Here is a 16,919-nt window from a genome sequence, read left to right as displayed (position 1 = left end):
CCCGGGTGCTCGTCCAGGTGAACGTCACGGGCGAGGCGACGAAGGCCGGCTGCACGGTCGAGGCGCTCCCGGAGCTCTTGGAGACGCTCCGCGGGGACGGCCTCGACGTCCGCGGACTGATGACGATCGCGCCCCTCGGCGACCGTGAGGGCGCGCGGAGAGCGTTCGGAAAAGTGCGGGAAATGGCGGATTTTCACGCCCTGGAGGAAGTTTCGATGGGTATGAGCGACGACTTCGACGTCGCCGTCGAGGAAGGTGCGACGATGGTGCGGGTGGGCACGGCGCTCTTCGGTCCGCGCCCGGGAGCAGCGGGAGTGCGACACTAGGATCAGATTCGGTTCTGGAGGAGATATGGCATCGATGTGGCGAAAGGCGATGCTCTACCTGGGTCTGGGCCCCGACGAGGAGTACGACGACTACGACGTCCTCGGTAACGGCGGCCCGCCCGCACCCTCGCGCGAGCCGATTCGCCGCCCCATGGCCACCCCCAACCACGACCCCGAGACCACCGGCTCGGTGCGCACGCTCAGCGCGGCGGCCGCGGCCGAGGTGGCCGCTCTGCAGCACGCCGCCGGCGTCAACACCAACGGCCACTCCGCGCGGCCGTCCGCCGACCGTCAGCGTGACCACGACCGCGATCGTGACCGCGAGCGGCCCGCTGCTCGTCCACGGCCGACCGTCGTCCGACCGCTGAGCGTGGCCTCCACCAAGCCGCACGTCGTCGCCCCCGCGTCGTTCACCGACGCCCAGGAGGTGGCCGACGAGTTCAAGCGCAACGTGCCGGTGATCGTGAACCTCCAGGGCGTCGAGCGCGACCTGATGCGCCGCATCATCGACTTCTCCAGCGGCCTCTGTTACGGCCTCAGCGGCCAGATGGAGCGTGTGGCCAACCACGTGTACCTGCTCACGCCGAGCGACGTGGAAGTATCGGTGGAAGAGCGCCGGCGCTGGCGCGAGCGCGGCGACGCATAGTCACACGCACAGGCAGAGGGGCCGTGGAAAACGCAATCTGTACCATCATCGACCTGTACGTCCTGGTGATCATCATCAGGCTGTTCATGAGCTGGGTGCCGCCCACTCCGGGCACGACGTACGCCACCATCCACGACGGTTTCGTGACCGTCACCGAGCCGGTGCTCGGTCCGGTGCGGGCGCTGCTGCCGCCGCTGAGCATGGGGATGATGCGGCTCGACCTGTCGCCGTTGCTGGTGATATTCGGCCTGCGGATCCTGTCGCGCGCCATCTGCGAAGGCACCGGCCTGTTCTGACTTTGATCTATGGTGGGCATCAGCAGCCGCCTCGGCGTACGCAGGGCGAGGAAAATGAACGCGCACCGTGGGGTACCGAAGTGATCGTTGCATTCTCGCTACTCTCTCCGTTATGGAACTGACTCCTCAGTCGCTTCACGACGTCGAGTTCCGCGAAGCCCGTCGGGGCGGATACAACACGCGCGACGTCGATGACTTCCTCGAGCGTCTCTCCGTGGGTGTCGGCCAGCTGCAGGACCGGCTCCGTGAGGCCTACCACCGGGCCGAGGCCGCCGAGGGTCGCCTGGCCGAGATGCAGCGGCAGCTCGACGAGCTGCAGCGCCGGGGTCCGGCCGACAACACCGCCAACGACGCCGACGAGACGCTGCGACGCACGCTGGTGCTGGCGCAGCGCACCGCCGACGCCACCATCAAGGAGGCCAAGGACGAGGCCAACCGCCTGCTGGCCGAGGCGCGCGACGAGGTCGCCCAGGCCCGCGCCTCCGCCGAGTCGGAGGCCCATCGAGACGCTCGGGCCGAGCTGGAGCAGCTGAGCGCCGACCGCGACGTGCTCCTGGCCGACATCGAAACGCTGGAGCGTCACGTCGACGAGCAGCGCAACCGCATCAGCGACGGCATCGACGACCTGCAGAAGGTGCTCGACGACCCGTCGTCGCTCCGCACCGACCCGGCGCCGCAGGTCTCCGAGGTGAAGCCGCCGGTGCGGCCCGAGCCCGTCGGCCTCGGCCTGTCGGGCAACGGCTCGGTGGCCCCGCCGGTGCCCAGCGCCCCCTCACCCGTGCCGACGCCCCCGTCGCCGGCGCCGGTGTCGGCGTCGCCCAACGGGGGCTATGGCAACAGCCCGTTCGCCGGGGCCGACTTCAAGCACCTCGGCAACGGCGCACCCGTCGACGAGCCGGCGGCGTCGCTGCCGTCGTCACCGTCGTCGGTGTTCGACACCCCGGGCTTCGTGTCGGTGCCCCCGCCGCCGCCGCCTCCCTCGTCGCCGGCCCCGCCCAACGACGGGTCGATGGTCGGCGCGCTGCAGGAGTTGCACAGCACCCCGCCGCCGCCCGAGCCGCCGCTGCCGGGCCGTGACGACATCCGGGGCCTCGACTTCCCGAGCCGTGACCCGCTGCCGTCCCGCGGCGACGGCCTGTCCCCGCTCGACCCGCTGCCCGCCCGGGGCGAGGCGCCCTCGCGGCGTGACCCGCTGCCGTCGCGTGACATCGTCCCTGGCCGTGAGCCGTTGCCGTCGCGCGACATCGTCCCTGGCCGTGAGCCGTTGCCGTCGCGTGACATCGTCCCTGGTCGTGAGCCGTTGCCGTTGCCGTCGCGTGACATGCTCCCCGGCCCCAGCCGTGACCCGCTGCCCTCCCGGAGCGACGGCTTCTCCCCGCACGACTCGCTGCCCTCCCGCGAGGGCATGCCGCCGCGCGACCGCGAGCCGCTGCCGACGCGTGAGGCCGCCCGTGAGCCGCTGCCGATGCGCGACGCCAACCGTGAACCGCTGCCGGTCCGCAACGTCGTCCCGCCGACCGAGCCCATCGCCGTGCCCGGTCCGGGCCAGCCGGGGAGCACCGGCTTCCTGCCCGACCTGAACGCCGTGTTCAACCCGGGCCCGGTGCCCGAGCCGCCGCCGGTCGACGACCTGCCGCTGCCGATGGACGCACCGCCGCCGCCCCCGCCGCCGTCAGGGTTCGACCACCTGCAGGACCAGGGCAACATCCCTGTCGAGCCGGGCAGCCGCCCCAGCGAGTGGGGTCGCGGCGTGTTCGACGCCGACGACGAGTTCAGCTCCGACGACCAGCACCCCCGCGCACCCTTCGGCCGCCGCGGCTAGCCGTCCCGGTCAGCCGGCGACGGTCAGGGTGACCTCGACGGTGTTGCCGTCGACGTCCAGAGGGTGCTCGCCGGTGTCGGCCCGCTCCAGCGACACCGCCAACACCTCGGCCTTGATGTAGTCGGCGTGCTCCTCGACGGTGGCCCAGAAGGCGTCGTCGCAGGCCAAGCGCACGTCGACCCGGTCGGCGATCGCCAGCCCGACCTCCTTGCGCAGGTCGTTGAGGCTCCGGATCAGCTCCCGGGCCTGGCCCTCGCGGCGTAGGACGTCGTCCAGCTCCAGGTCGAGGGCCACGGCCCAGCCGGCATCCTCCGCCAACGCGAACTGCTCGTGGCGCTCGGCCCGCAGCGTGACCTCGTCGGCGGTCAGGCGTTCGCCGGCCACCTCGACCCAGCCCTGCTCGTCGAGCAGCCGGCGCAGCTCGTTGCCGTCGGCCGATGCCAGGGCCGCCTTCACCTCGTTGACCTTGGGCCCGAGGCGGGGGCCGAGCGTGCGGAAGTTGGGGCCCGCTGTCCACGAGATGAGGCCCGACAGCGTGTCGACGGCCTCGAGTCGCTTCACGTTCAGCTCCGACGCCACCTCGGCGAGCACCTCGTCGCTCGGCGCCGCGGTGCCGTCGGGGTAGAGGAGCAGTGCCCGGCCCAGCGGCTGGCGCACCTTGACCTTGGCCTCGGTGCGGGCCGCCCGGCCCAGCACGACCAGGCGGCGGGCGGCATCCATGTCGGCACCCAGCCCGGCATCGGCGTCGTTGCGGGGCGACGGCGTGGGCCAGTCGCTGGCGTGCACCGACAGCTCGCCGGTGAGCGTGACGTACAGCTCGTCGGCCAGGAACGGGCAGAACGGCGCCAGCAGCTGGGCCGTCGCCACCAGGCAGTGGTGCAGGGTGGCGTGGGCGGCCGGGTCGCTGGCCTTCCAGAACCGGGGTCGGCTGCGGCGGACGTACCAGTTGGACAGGTCGTCCACGAAGCGGGCGACGCGGGTGGCGCCGCCGAGGGCGTCGAAGTCGTCGAGCGCCGCGGTGACCACGGCGATCGTGTCGTCGAGCTCGTGGAGCACCCAGCGGTCGAGCACGTGGGTGGGCTCCGGTCGGGCGGCCTCGGCCGCGGGCTCCCAGCCGTCGAGGTCGGCGTAGGTGGAGAAGAACCCGAAGACGTTCCACAGCGTGACCAGCGTCTGGCGGGTCGACTCGCGGATGCCGTCCTCGTAGATCCGCCGGGGCGACCACGGCTGGCCGGCGGAGAAGAAGTACCAGCGCAGGGAGTCGGCGCCGAAGGAGTCGAAGATCATCCAAGGGTCGATCACGTTGCCCTTGGACTTCGACATCTTCTGCCCGTCCTCGTCGACGATGTGCCCCAGGCACACCACGTTCTTGTACGGCGTCGAGTCGAACACCAGGGTGTTCACGGCGAGCAGCGAGTAGAACCAGCCGCGGGTCTGGTCGATGGCCTCGCAGATGAAGTCGGCCGGGAACGACGCCTCGAACACGCCGTCGCCGGCGAAGGGGTGGTGGAACTGGGCCGAGGGCATCGACCCCGAGTCGAACCAGGCGTCGAGCACCGGGCTCAGCCGACGGACCGTGCCCTGGCAGCCCTCCTCGGTGCAGGTCCAGGTGATGTCGTCGACGTAGGGGCGGTGCAGGTCGAGCTGCGACAGGTCGCGCCCGGCCAGCTCCGACAGCTCGGCCACCGACCCGACGCAGGTGGGGTGGTCGCAGCCGGCACAGCGCCAGATGGGCAGCGGCGTGCCCCAGTAGCGGTCGCGCGACAGCGCCCAGTCGACGTTGCCCTCCAGCCAGCGCCCGAAGCGGCCGTGCTTGATGTGCTCGGGGTGCCAGCCGATGCGCTCGTTCTGGGCCAGCAGGTCGTCCCGGTGGTCGGCGGTGCGCGCGAACCACGAGGTCTTGGCCCAGTAGATGAGCGGTGTCCCGCAGCGCCAGCAGTGGGGGTAGCTGTGCTCGTAGGCGTGCTCGGCGACGAGGAGGCCGCGGGCGTCGAGGTCGTCGATGATCTCCCGGTCGGCGTCCTTCACGAAGCGGCCCTGCCAGCGGGGAACCCGGTGGTCGAAGGTGGCGTCGGCGTCGACGGGGTTGAGCACCGGCAGGCCCTCGGCCCGGGCGACCTGGCTGTCCTCCTCGCCGAAGGCCGGGGCGATGTGGACGATGCCGGAGCCGTCGTCGACCGACACGTAGTCGGCCACCACCACCCGCCACGGCGGGAGGGTGGTCTCGGGGGCGACGAGGATGTCGAACGGCCGCTGGTACAGCCAGCCCGCCAGCTCGGTGCCCGACCAGGTCTGGAGCACCTCGGCGTCGGGGAACAGGCGGGCCGCGGCCTCGGCGACCAGCACCAGGTCACGCGGTTGTCCGACCCCGCCGGGGTTGATCCGCACGTAGGTGAACGTCGGGCCGACCGCGGCGGCGACGTTGGAGATCAGCGTCCACGGTGTGGTGGTCCACACGAGCAGGTCGGCGTCGGTGGGTGCGCCGCCGCCCAGCAGCGGGAAGCGCACGTAGATCGACGGGTCGACGATGTTCTTGTAGCCCTGCGCCACCTCGTGCGAGCTGAGCGCCGTGCCGCAGCGCCCGCAGTAGGGGCTCACCCGGTGGCCCTCGTAGAGCAGGCCCTTGTCCCACAGCTGCTTGACCAGCCACCACACCGACTCGACGTACTCGTCGCTCATCGTCCAGTAGGCGTCGGTGGTGTCGATCCACACGCCCGAGCGGCCGGTGAGACGCGACCAGTCCTCCACGTAGCGCTGCACCGACGCCCGGCAGCGCTGGTTGAACGCCTCGATGCCGTACGCCTCGATGTCGGCCTTGGTGGCGAGCCCCAGCTCCTTCTCGATCTCCAGCTCGACCGGGAGGCCGTGGCAGTCCCACCCGCCCTTCCGGGACACGGCGTGGCCGCGCATCGTCTGGAAGCGGGGGTAGAGGTCCTTGAAGGCGCGGGCCCACACGTGGTGCAGGCCGGGCTTGCCGTTGGCGGTGGGCGGGCCCTCGTAGAAGATCCACGGCTTCCCGCCCTCGCGCACCTTGGCGACGTGCTTCACCACGTCGTTGGACCTCCAGCGCGCCAGCACCCGGTCCTCCAGCGTGGGCAGGTCGAGCTCGGGGTCGACGGGGCCGAAAGTCATGGCCAACCAGGGTACGCGATTGGTTGGCGTGGTCAGGAGAGGGTTCGGGTATTCAAACCCGGGCACAAAACACTGGGTCGATCGGGACCGCCGGGGTGGGACATAGGGCAAGCGGGCCTAGCCTGCAACCCACTCCGAGCGCCTCCCTTGACCCTCCTGTGGGCGCACACCTAGTATCCGGCACCCTTTCCCCGAGGACGGCACCCCCTTATGGCGAGAGCGACGACGAAGGCGGCGGCCACCAGGTCGACCGGTTCCCCGAAGAAGGCGACCACCACGAAGGCGGCGGCGATGAAGAATTCTTCCACAGCGACTCCCAAGGGTGGGGCCAAGACCGCGTCCAACGGGAACCTCGACAAGTTCCTCGTCGAGCAGCTCGAGTTGCTGGAGGAGGAGCGGGTCACCTACACGCGCCAGGCCGAGTCGCTGCAGGCCGAGGCCGACTCCCTCACCGAGGACCGCGAGCCCGGCGACGTCCAGTTCGACGAGGAGTCGGGCGAGGGCGACACGCTGGCCGTGGAGCGCGAGCGTGACCTGACGCTCTCCGCCCAGGCACGCGCCGCCATCGAGGAGATCGACCTGGCCGTCGCCAAGGTCCACGCCGGCACCTACGGCCTGTGCGAGACCTGCGGCATCTCGATCCCCAAGGAGCGCCTCAAGGCCCTCCCGCACGCCGCCCTCTGCGTGAAGTGCAAGAGCGGGGGCCTGGGCCTCCGGTAGTCCGGGTCGCCTTGGGATCGTCGTCGGTGTCGGGTTCGGGTTCGGGAGTTGGTCAGGGGCGCGCCCGCTGGTCGCTCCTCATCGGGGTGGCGGTGGCGGTGTACGTCGCCGACCAGCTCAGCAAGTGGTGGGCGGTCGACACGCTCGACACGCGCACGATCGACGTGGTGTGGACGCTGCGCTTCCGCCTGGCGCTCAACCACGGTGCCGCGTTCAGCCTGTCGCAGGGGCGGGGGGCGCTGATCTCCCTCCTGGCGCTGGTGGTGGTGGGTGTGCTGCTGCGCAGCGGGCGTCACGCCACCCGGCCGCTGGCCGCCGTGGCGCTGGGCCTGGTGCTGGGCGGGGCGCTCGGCAACCTGTCCGACCGGGCGTTCCGGGAGGGCGAGGGGTTCCTCGGCGGCGGGGTGGTCGACTTCGTCGACTTCCAGTGGTGGCCGATCTTCAACGTCGCCGACATGGGTGTCGTGTGCGGTGCCGTGCTGCTCATCGCGGCCAGCTGGCGGGAGCCGGAGGAGTCGGAGCCCGACCCTTCCCGCCAGGACGTCACGAGCCAGGTGTGAAGGAGACCATCCCGGCGTCTCTGGACGGACAGCGGATCGATCGGCTGGTGTCGATGCTGACCGGGGTGAGCCGTTCCGTGGCCGCGGAGCTGGTGGACGCGGGGGAGGTGGTGGTCGACGGGCGACCGGTGACCACGCGGTCGTCGCGGGTGGTCGAGGGCGCGGTGGTCGAGGTGGCGGTGCCGGCTGTCGTTCCCGAGGAGGGGCTGGTGGCCGACCCGTCGGTGCCGGTGCCGGTCGTGTACGAGGACGCCGACCTGCTGGTGGTCGACAAGCCCGCCGGCCTGGTGGTGCACCCGGGAGCGGGTGTGGGGACCGGGACGCTGGTGCACGGCCTGCTGGCCCGCTACCCGTCGATCGCCGGGGTGGGGCAGCCGGACCGTCCGGGCATCGTCCACCGGCTCGACAAGGGGACGTCGGGCCTGATGCTGGTGGCGTTGTCGCCGGCGGCGTACGAGGGGCTGGTGGCGATGCTGGCGGCCCATTCGGTCGACCGGCGGTACCGGGCGCTGGTGTGGGGTCACTTCGAGGCGCCGAGCGGGATGATCGACGCCCCCGTCGGGCGCTCGCCGAGGGACCGCACCCGGATGGCGGTCACGGTGCAGGGCAAGCCGGCGGCCACGTACTACGAGGTGATCCGCCGCTTCGACCAGCCGGTGCCGATCACCGAGCTGACCTGCACGCTGACCACCGGCCGCACCCACCAGATCCGGGTGCACATGACGTCGATCGGCCACCCTGTGGTCGGCGACGGGCGCTACGGCGGCGGTGCCCGCTCGACCGTCCCCCTGTCCCGCCCGTGGCTCCACAGCGAGCACCTGGCGCTCGACCACCCGGTGTCAGGCGCCCCGCTCGCGTTCGACTCGCCCCTCCCGCCGGACCTCACCGCTGTTCTGTCTTCGCTGGACGGGGCATAGCCGGTTCAGCGAAGACAGAACAGCGGTCAGTCGGGCCAGGCTTGCTGGCCGCGGGCCATGGCGGCGATGTCGGCCAGGTTCATGTCGTCGAGGAGCTTGCGCATCTGCTCGCCGACCGTGCCCCAGATGGCCAGGAGGACGCACTGGCCCTCGTGGTCGCAGGCGCCGTTCTGGTGGGGGAGGCCGAAGTCGCCCAGCGTGATGGGGCCGTCGACGGCGCTGACGATGTCGCTCAGGGTGATCTGCTCGGGCGGTCGGGCCAGCACGTAGCCGCCGCCCACGCCCCGCTTCGACCGCACCAGGCCCGCCCCCTTGAGCGCCAGCAGGATCTGCTCCAGGTAGGGCTGGGGGAGTGCCGTCCGCTCGGCGATGTCGCGCACCGAGGTGGGGCCGGCGGCGTCGCCGTGCAGGGCCAGCGAGAGCAGCGCTCGGCTGGCGTAGTCACCCCGGGTCGACACCTTCACGGCGGCAACTGTACGGCGTCCGGCGACCGGCGCCGGTCCACGGACGCAGCTCAGGCGACATGAGCACGCCCAGTGGTGGCGTCGCGCGCCCCGCGCAACCTCGCACCAACCGCGGGCGGTTAGCTTGTTGCCCAGAGATGGGTGTGCAACCTGAACCGGTACTCCCGGACTACGGGGGGCCCTGCGTCGCCGGACTCGTGCCGGCGCTGCTCGGCTCACCCGACAACGCTCCGGATTGGTTACCGGCGTCGGTCACCGAGGCCCGACAGGTCGTCATGCTGGTGCTCGACGGCCTGGGCTGGGAGCAGCTCCAGGAGCGCCGCGACGTCACGCCCACGCTGTCGTCCATGGCGGGACGGCCCATCACCACCGTCGCCCCCTCCACCACCTCGACGGCGCTGACCTCCATCACCACGGGCCTCACGCCGGGCGAGCACGGCATCGTCGGCTACCGGATGGCGGTCCACGGCGAGGTGCTCAACGTGCTGCGCTGGTCGACCGTGGCCGGCGACGCCCACCTGGCCATCCCGCCGGTGAAGCTGCAGCCAGTGCCGCCGTTCCTGGGGGAGCGGCCGCCGGTGGTCACCAAGGCCGAGTACCGGACGACCGGGTTCACCGGCGCCCACCTCGACGGGGTGCGGTTCTGGGGCTACCGCACGGTGGCGACGATGGTCACCGAGATCCTGCGGCTGGTCGACGAGTCGGAGCCGTTCGTCTACGGCTACTACGACGGGCTCGACAAGGTGGCCCACGAGTACGGCCTCGGGGCGCACTTCTCGGCCGAGCTCAACTTCGTCGACCGCATCGTCGACTACCTGCTGTCCCGGCTGCCGCTGGGGTGCATGCTGCTGGTCACCGCCGACCACGGGCAGGTGGAGGTGGGGCGCAACGTGATCCCGCTGGCGGCCGACGTCCTGGCCAACTGCTCGATGCAGTCGGGCGAGGGGCGGTTCCGCTGGCTGCACGCCCGGCCGGGTCGGGCCATCGCCCTGTACGAGGCGGCGCTGGCGCACCACGGCGGGCCGGCCTGGGTGGTGCGGCGCGAGCAGGCCGTGGCCGACGGCTGGTTCGGACCGAAGGTGCACGACGCCGCGCTGTCCCGGCTGGGCGACGTGGCGCTGGTCGCCCGGGAGGCCGTCGCCTTCCACGACCCGCACGACACCGGCCCCTTCGAGCTGGTGGGGCGCCACGGATCGCTGACCTCGGCGGAGATGCTGGTCCCGCTGCTGAGCGCGGGGCGCTAGTCGGGCCGCTCGTCGGAGTCGGGGCCCGGGCGTGGCAGGATGGCCCCCATGTCTGACCCCCAGCAGACCACCACCGATCACGACGCGAACGGCGATGTCGCCGTGGAGACCCCGGAGCTGGTGAGCGGGGCGCCGGTGCCGGGCGCCGGCGACGACCGCCAGTCCGAGGCCGTGGAGCACCCGGCCAAGGTCATGCGGATCGGCTCGATGATCAAGCTGCTGCTCGAGGAGGTCCGCCAGTCCGACCTCGACGAGCCCAGCCGCGACCGCCTGCGCGACATCTACGAGACGTCGGTGAGCGAGCTGTCCGAGGCCCTGTCGCCCGACCTGCGCGACGAGCTGGGCCGCCTGGCCCACCCGTTCGCCGCCGAGGGCGTGCCGTCGGAGGCCGAGCTGCGGGTGGCGAAGGCACAGCTGGTCGGCTGGCTGGAGGGCCTGTTCCACGGCATCCAGGCCACCCTCTTCGCCCAGCAGATGGCCGCCCGTCAGCAGCTCGAGGAGATGCGCCGCCGCCTCCCCCCGGGCGCCACCCCCACCGCCGCCGACCTCGAACAACGCCCCGGCACCTACCTCTGACCCACCCGAAATGTGCACCCCAACGCTCGGATTCCGTGCGTTCCCGTGCACGTTTCGTCAGGCGGCGGCTTTCAGCGCCGCCCGCACCTCCCGGACCAGGTCCAACCGGCGCTCCTGGTAGTCGCGCCACGTGAACCGGAGCACGGTCCAACCCGCCAGGACGAGGGCGTTCTGCCGCTCGTGGTCCTTTTCCCAGACGTCTCGGCGCAGGTGGATCGTGCCGTCGAGCTCGATGCCCACGCGCTGCTCGGGGTACGCCAGGTCGAAGCGGTAGTCCCGCCCGTCGACGCACACCTCGTGCTGCAGGACCGGCTGCGGCAGTCCCGCCTCACAGAGGAACGCGTAGACGAGGCGCTCGAACGCCGAACCGGTCACCGCCAGCTCGCCGAAGTGGTCGTCGAGGATCGACCGGAACGTCCCGACGCCGTCCCGCCCCCGCCGGGCGTGGAGCACCAGGCAGTCGAGCAACCGGTCCCAGTCGGTGAGGTCCTTGCGGCGGGCGTCGTCGACGGCGATCAGCACCACTCCCTTGGTTGCGACGGCGCCCAGGTCGAGCAGGGTCCGCTCGATCGGCGTGGTCGGGATGCCCGCCCGCCGCACCGGCTGCACCCGGTCGAGGTCCCGGATCCGGTGGATCCGCGCACCGGCCGCCGAATGGTTGCGGCCGAAGGGGATCGTGACCTCGGGGCCGCCCTTGCGGCAGCCGTCGAGGCCCCACAGGGCGGCAGCGCTGCGGTGCGACGCCACGGCGCCGGCCCCGGCGGCGAGCACGTGGGCGAGCAACTGCGTCTCCCACGTGGCCGGGGTTCCGGCCAGTCGCACCACCCGGCGCCCGACCCGGGTCCAGTCGCCGCGGCCGACGCGGCGGGCGATCATCCCGCGGTTGACGCCCAGGGCGTGGAGCTGCGTCGTCGCCGCGACGCCGTGCTGGGACCGGAACAGCGCGGCCAGAGCGGCGGCAGGCGACGACATCACGGCAACTGTGCACGAAAGTGCATGCTTTCCGGGCGTTTTCGTGCACATTTCGGAAGGGCGGGGCCCTCACCCGGGTGGGGGTGGGAACTAGGGTTGGGGGGGTGGGGATCCCATGGACCGGGACACCCGGTTGAACCGTCGACGCGCACGTCTCCAGTGGGCAGTGGTCGCCACCGGTGCCGTAGCGGCAGTGGCGCTCGCGTTGAAGATCGTGGGCGTCGCGGACGACGTCGAGTTCCTGGCGACGCTGCTCGTCGCGCCCGTGATCGTGGCGACCCTCGTCGGCGACCGGAACCTGGGCTACGTCGCCGCCGGGGTGGCCGCCGTCGCCTACCTCAGCCTGCGCTTCGAGGACGTCCAGGACGCCGGGGCCATCGGCGTCGTGATCCTGGTGGTCTTCCGGGCCGGCAGCTACGGCTTCGTCGCCTACGTGACGCCGCTGCTCTTCGGCCGTCTCACGGGTGACGCCGCGCCCGCCGGGATACCGGCCCGACATCTGCGGGCGGAGGTGGTCGACCCGTGGGCAGCCGCCGCCGACGAGGTGGACCTCGCCCCGGTCCTGTCCGAGCCCGAGTCGGCGTGGGCGCCGGACGACGAGCTCGACGACGACCTCGTCCCGGCGGGGGCCGAGTCGCAGTTCGCCCGGGCCTGGCAGGACGAGGCGCCCCTCGACGAGTGGGCCGACGAGCCGCTCGCCCCACCCGCACCCCGGGTGCCGACCGGCTGGATCGACGACGCCACGTCGCCCCTCGGCGACGAGACCATCCCCGTCGGCTTCACCGGCGAGCTCTTCCTGGGCCGGCTGACGACCGGCAGCACGCCCATCGTCCGGTCGAACGGCAACGGCCACGGCCACGGCCATGGCGTCGGCACCAACGGCGGTGCCACCCAGCCGCAGCCCCCGCCCGCCCCGCCTCTCCAGCCCCTCCAGCCCGGCTACGACGCCCCCACCGCCCGGCAGGATCCGCCGGCCGGTCGCTACATGACCGAACCGCCCCCGGAGCCCGTCCGCCGGCGCCAGGACGCCGCCTGGGGCGCCGCACCGCCCAGCGCCGAGGACACCGGCCCACCCGGCCCACCCGGTGGCCCCGGCGGTCGACGCCACGAGCGGGCCCAGTCGCGCCCCCACGTCGCCCACGACCCCTCGGGCGGCATCGACCCCGAGACCCGCCTCTGGAACGCCCAGTTCTTCCGGGACCGTCTCACGTCCGCCGTCGAGCACTCCCGCCGCAGCGCCCACTCGTTCTCCGTCGTCATGATCCAGGTGGCCGACGAGCCCTTCCAGCCGTTGCCGTACCGCCGCCAGGTGGCGCTGCTGCGGGAGCTGGGCCACCAGTTCGTGCCCCGCTTCGTCGACCACCTGGTGCACCTGCCCGACGGGGCCCAGCACTGGTTCGCCGTGGTGCTGGTCGACACGGACCGCACCGCAGCCGGTGCCTTCGAGCACCGGCTCCGGGCGACCATCGCGGGCTACCTCAAGAGCCGGGGCCTGCGGGTGGGGGAGCTGCAGAGCGCGTCGCTCACCAGCCCGGACGACGACGAGGCGATGGCGTCGATCTGGGCGTCGCTGCTGGGCGCCGATCCCAGCGGCGTCGACGCCTGACGCCGTCACCCGGCCGTCTTCCGCTGCGCTACTCTGGAATCACATCGTTGTCATTTGTCCACAGGCTGTGGATTCCCGGAGGAGGGTCATGGGCAGAGGAAGCTTCACCCACCTCCACGTCCACACCGAGTACTCGATGCTCGACGGCGCCGCCCGCATCGGCGAGACGGTGGGTGCCGCCGCCGCCGACGGTCAGCCCGCGCTGGGCATCACCGACCACGGCAACATGTACGGCATCCTCGACTTCTACAAGGAGTGCCGGAAGCAGGGGATCAAGCCCATCCTCGGCACCGAGGCCTACATGGCCCACGACTCCCGTCACGAGCGCCCGTCCCGCCGGGGCCGGGTCGACGACTCCGGGGGCGATGCCGAGGGCGGCAAGAAGCTCTACTACCACCTGACCCTCCTCGCCGAGAACAACGAGGGCTACAAGAACCTCATCCAGCTCGCCAGCCGGGCCTTCATGGAGGGCTACTACTACAAGCCCCGGGTCGACTGGGAGATCCTGGCCGAGCACTCGTCGGGCCTCATCGCCACCACCGGTTGCCTGGGTGGCCACGTGCTCCAGTCGCTCATGCGGGGCGACATCGAGGACGCCACCGCCAAGGCCGCCCGCCTGCAGGACATCTTCGGCCGCGACAACCTGTTCGTCGAGATCCAGGACCACGGCATCCCCGAGCAGCACAAGACGAACCCGCAGCTGATCGACCTGGCCCGCCGCATCAACGCCCCGCTGCTGGCCACCAACGACAGCCACTACGTCCACCGGGAGGATGCCGTCGCCCACGACGCCCTCCTGTGCGTGCAGACCGGGTCGCTGATGAGCGACCCCGACCGCTTCAAGTTCCACGGCGACGAGCACTACCTCAAGTCCGCCGTCGAGATGCGGTCGCTGTTCGACGAGGTGCCCGAGTCGTGCGACAACACGCTGTGGATCGCCGAGCGGGCCGACGTCGAGATCTCGTTCGGCAAGCCCCAGCTGCCCAGCTTCCCGCTGCCCGAGGGCTTCGACACCGACGGCGCCTACCTGCAGCACCTCACGTTCGAGGGCGCCCGCAAGCGCTGGGGCGACCAGCTGCCCGACAAGGTGGTCGAGCGCCTCGCCTACGAGCTGAAGGTCATCGAGGACATGGGGTTCAGCTCCTACTTCCTCATCGTGTGGGACCTGATCGACCACGCCCGCCAGGCCGGCATCCGGGTCGGCCCGGGTCGAGGCAGCGCCGCGGGCTGCGCGGTGGCCTACACGCTGTGGATCACCGACCTCGACCCGATCAAGTACGACCTGCTGTTCGAGCGGTTCCTCAACCCGTCCCGCATCTCGATGCCCGACATCGACATGGACTTCGACTCCCGTTACCGGGACGAGATGATCCGCTACGCCGCCGAGCGCTACGGGCGCGACCATGTCGCCCAGATCGTCACCTTCTCCACCATCAAGGCCCGGGCCGCGGTGCGCGACGCCGCCCGGGTGCTCGGCTACCCCTACGGCATGGGTGACAAGGTCGCCAAGGCGATGCCGCCGCTGATCATGGGCCGCGACACCCCGCTGTACGCCTGCCTCGACGAGCACCCGAAGTTCGAGGACGGCTACAAGATGGCCGGCGAGCTGCGGCAGATGTACGACGAGGACGACGACGCCCACAAGGTGATGGACGTCGCCAAGGGCCTCGAGGGCCTGCGTCGCCAGGACGGCATCCACGCCGCGGCGGTGGTGATCACCAAGGACCCGCTCACCGACTACCTGCCAATCCAGCGCAAGCCGGAAGGCGGGCAGCCGATCGAGGAAGCCCCGGTCGTCACCCAGTACGAGATGCACGGCGTCGAGGAGCTCGGCCTCCTCAAGATGGACTTCCTGGGGCTCCGCAACCTCGACGTCATCGCCAACGCCCTCGAGCTGATCAAGGTCATCCACGGGATCGACCTCGACATCGACAAGGTCCCGCTCGACGACCCGCCCACCTACGAGCTGCTGGCGCGGGCCGACTCCATCGGGGTGTTCCAGCTGGAGGGCGGGCCGCTGCGGGCGCTGATGCGCTCGCTCAAGCCCACGTCGTTCGAGGACGTCGCCGCGCTCATCGCCCTGTACCGGCCGGGGCCGATGGCGGCGAACATGCACAACGACTACGCCGATCGGAAGAACGCGCGCAAGCCGATCGAGTACCTGCATCCCGACGCCGAGGAGGTACTCGGCGACACCTGGGGCCTGATGATCTATCAGGAGTCGATGATGCGGGTGGCGCAGCGCTTCGCCGGCTACTCGCTGGCCGAAGCCGACAACCTCCGCAAGGCTTGCGGCAAGAAGAACCGGGCGCTCATCGCCAAGGAGCGCGAGAAGTTCATCGCCGGCTGTGAGGCCACCGGCTATGGAGGCGAGCTCGGCAACAAGTGGTTCGACATCATCGAGCCGTTCGCCGACTATGCGTTCAACAAATCGCACGCGTTCGGCTACGGCTTCGTCACCTATCAGACCGCCTATCTCAAGGCCAACTATCCGGCCGAGTACCTGGCGGCGCTGCTCACGTCGGTCAAGACCAGCCTGGAGAAGGCTGCCGTCTACCTGGCTGAATGCCGCACGATGGGCATCACGGTCGACGTGCCCGACGTGAACCGGTCGGCCTCCGATTTCATGCCCATGGTCAACGAGGAAGAGCGTCGGATCTACTTCGGGCTCTCGGCCGTGCGCAACGTGGGGGAGGGCCTGGTCGCGCTGATCGTGCAGGAGCGCGACGAGAACGGCCCCTATCTCGACTTCTACGATTTCTGCCAACGGGTCGACTCGTCGGTGCTGAACAAGCGCACGGTGGAGTCGTTGATCAAGGCCGGCGCATTCGACGACATGGGCCATCCCCGCAAGGGCCTATTGACTGTCTTCGAGCAGATCGTCGACCACACATTGGCCCGTCGCCGCGAGCGCGACATGGGCATCATGACGCTCTTCGGTGGGGGCGACGACAGCGCTCCGGGCGACGACTTCGAGCGCACCGCCATCCCCTCGTTCGAGTTCGGCAAGCGCGACCGGCTCTCCTTCGAGAAGGAGATGCTGGGCCTCTACGTGAGCGACCACCCGCTGCTGGGCGCCGAAGCCGCGCTGTCCCGCAAGGCCGAGCACCGGCTGGGCGACCTCGACGGCCTCGACGACGGGGCGATGATCTCCATCGGCGGCGTGATCACCGGCCTGCAGCGCAAGTGGACCCGCAAGGGCGACCTCATGGCGGTGTTCACGCTGGAGGACCTGGCCACGTCGATCGAGGTCATGGTGTTCCCGAAGACTATGAGCGAGCAGGGCCACCGCCTCGAGGACGACGCAGTGGTGGTGGTCAAGGGCCGTCTCGACAAGCGCGACGACACGCCCAAGATGATCGCCCAGACCGTCGACCCGGTGGAGGTCGCCGAGGGCAGCGCCGAACCGCTGCGGCTGCGGGTGCCGTTGCGGGCGGTGTCGGAGCGGCTGGTGGACCAGCTCAAGGCCGTGCTCGCCGAGCATCCCGGCGAGTCGCCGGTGTTCCTGCACCTGGGTGAGCGCCAGGTGCTGCGGCTGGAGGACCAGTGGCGGGTCGACTCCAGCAACGGCCTTTTGGGCCAGATCAGCACGGTTTTGGGGCCGGGTGCTGTGGTTGCTCGTACGTGATCACGGCTAC

14 protein-coding genes are annotated in these 16,919 nt (G+C 71.0%); 11 read left to right on the top strand and 3 right to left on the bottom strand.

The genetic code is table 11. From position 1 onward, the window contains the following. The 4 genes from VK611_18955 to VK611_18940 form a co-directional block, all read left to right on the top strand. Window positions 1–326, top strand: a 326-nt coding sequence (locus tag VK611_18955; protein ID HMG43417.1) for an alanine racemase, incomplete at its 5' end; no start/stop codon positions are given. A gap of 34 nt (window positions 327–360) precedes the next feature. Beyond that, window positions 361–972, top strand: a complete 612-nt coding sequence (locus VK611_18950; GenBank protein HMG43416.1) for a cell division protein SepF — start codon at window positions 361–363, stop codon at window positions 970–972. A gap of 23 nt (window positions 973–995) precedes the next feature. Then, window positions 996–1,268, top strand: coding sequence for a YggT family protein (locus tag VK611_18945; protein HMG43415.1), 273 nt, complete (start codon window positions 996–998; stop codon window positions 1,266–1,268). 214 nt (window positions 1,269–1,482) lie between these two features. Then, window positions 1,483–3,090 (top strand): hypothetical protein, encoded by a 1,608-nt coding sequence (locus tag VK611_18940; GenBank protein ID HMG43414.1) that lies wholly within the window; start codon window positions 1,483–1,485, stop codon window positions 3,088–3,090. 9 nt (window positions 3,091–3,099) lie between these two features. Here VK611_18940 and ileS read toward each other — a convergent pair whose 3' ends face one another. Next, the gene (gene ileS / locus VK611_18935) at window positions 3,100–6,222 is read right to left on the bottom strand and encodes an isoleucine--tRNA ligase (protein ID HMG43413.1); all 3,123 of its coding nucleotides are present in this window, start codon (window positions 6,220–6,222) and stop codon (window positions 3,100–3,102) included. 210 nt (window positions 6,223–6,432) lie between these two features. Here ileS and VK611_18930 point away from each other — a divergent pair, with 210 nt between their 5' ends. The 3 genes from VK611_18930 to VK611_18920 are packed head-to-tail and all read left to right on the top strand — an operon-like array spanning window position 6,433 to window position 8,419. After that, entirely contained in the window at window positions 6,433–6,942 is a 510-nt protein-coding gene (locus VK611_18930; protein ID HMG43412.1) for a TraR/DksA C4-type zinc finger protein, read from the top strand. Between the two features lie 26 nt (window positions 6,943–6,968). Next, window positions 6,969–7,502 (top strand): signal peptidase II, encoded by a 534-nt coding sequence (lspA, locus tag VK611_18925; protein ID HMG43411.1) that lies wholly within the window; start codon window positions 6,969–6,971, stop codon window positions 7,500–7,502. Then, window positions 7,499–8,419 (top strand): RluA family pseudouridine synthase, encoded by a 921-nt coding sequence (locus tag VK611_18920; protein ID HMG43410.1) that lies wholly within the window; start codon window positions 7,499–7,501, stop codon window positions 8,417–8,419. Before lspA ends, VK611_18920 begins: the two co-directional genes overlap by 4 nt. Before the next feature lie 26 nt (window positions 8,420–8,445). Here VK611_18920 and VK611_18915 read toward each other — a convergent pair whose 3' ends face one another. Beyond that, a complete protein-coding gene (locus VK611_18915) occupies window positions 8,446–8,883 on the bottom strand; it encodes an Rrf2 family transcriptional regulator (GenBank protein ID HMG43409.1) in 438 nt (145 codons plus the stop codon). 137 nt (window positions 8,884–9,020) lie between these two features. On the opposite strand from VK611_18915, the gene VK611_18910 reads away from it, so the two are divergent. Next, window positions 9,021–10,127 carry an alkaline phosphatase family protein gene (locus VK611_18910; protein ID HMG43408.1) on the top strand — a complete coding sequence of 369 codons (1,107 nt, stop codon included), beginning with the start codon at window positions 9,021–9,023 and terminating at the stop codon, window positions 10,125–10,127. A gap of 48 nt (window positions 10,128–10,175) precedes the next feature. Beyond that, window positions 10,176–10,703, top strand: a complete 528-nt coding sequence (locus tag VK611_18905) for a bacterial proteasome activator family protein (protein HMG43407.1) — start codon at window positions 10,176–10,178, stop codon at window positions 10,701–10,703. A 57-nt stretch (window positions 10,704–10,760) separates the two neighbouring features. Here the strand turns inward: VK611_18905 and VK611_18900 are convergent, their stop codons facing one another. Next, window positions 10,761–11,675 (bottom strand): type IV toxin-antitoxin system AbiEi family antitoxin domain-containing protein, encoded by a 915-nt coding sequence (locus tag VK611_18900; GenBank protein ID HMG43406.1) that lies wholly within the window; start codon window positions 11,673–11,675, stop codon window positions 10,761–10,763. A 193-nt stretch (window positions 11,676–11,868) separates the two neighbouring features. Between VK611_18900 and VK611_18895 the strand changes: the two genes are divergently transcribed. Together VK611_18895 and dnaE are read left to right on the top strand one after the other, a co-directional pair. Beyond that, complete coding sequence (locus VK611_18895; protein ID HMG43405.1) at window positions 11,869–13,281, top strand: hypothetical protein; 1,413 nt, start codon at window positions 11,869–11,871, stop codon at window positions 13,279–13,281. 88 nt (window positions 13,282–13,369) lie between these two features. Beyond that, window positions 13,370–16,909, top strand: coding sequence for a DNA polymerase III subunit alpha (gene dnaE / locus VK611_18890; protein ID HMG43404.1), 3,540 nt, complete (start codon window positions 13,370–13,372; stop codon window positions 16,907–16,909). The last annotated feature ends 10 nt before the right edge of the window (window positions 16,910–16,919 follow it).

The sequence above is a fragment of the Acidimicrobiales bacterium genome (assembly GCA_035316325.1).
Classification (GTDB): Bacteria; Actinomycetota; Acidimicrobiia; order Acidimicrobiales; family VFJN01; genus DASXTK01.
Note: the sequence above shows the minus strand (reverse complement) of the source record. Positions and strands in the feature narration are given on the sequence as shown.

Coding starts and splice junctions, on each gene's coding strand:
- dnaE (HMG43404.1), top strand. CDS start 13,370: ATGGGCAGAGGAAGCTTCACCCACCTCCACGTCCACACCGAGTACTCG.
- VK611_18950 (HMG43416.1), top strand. CDS start 361: ATGTGGCGAAAGGCGATGCTCTACCTGGGTCTGGGCCCCGACGAGGAG.
- VK611_18910 (HMG43408.1), top strand. CDS start 9,021: ATGGGTGTGCAACCTGAACCGGTACTCCCGGACTACGGGGGGCCCTGC.
- VK611_18900 (HMG43406.1), bottom strand. CDS start 11,675: ATGTCGTCGCCTGCCGCCGCTCTGGCCGCGCTGTTCCGGTCCCAGCAC.
- ileS (HMG43413.1), bottom strand. CDS start 6,222: ATGACTTTCGGCCCCGTCGACCCCGAGCTCGACCTGCCCACGCTGGAG.
- VK611_18930 (HMG43412.1), top strand. CDS start 6,433: ATGGCGAGAGCGACGACGAAGGCGGCGGCCACCAGGTCGACCGGTTCC.
- VK611_18905 (HMG43407.1), top strand. CDS start 10,176: ATGTCTGACCCCCAGCAGACCACCACCGATCACGACGCGAACGGCGAT.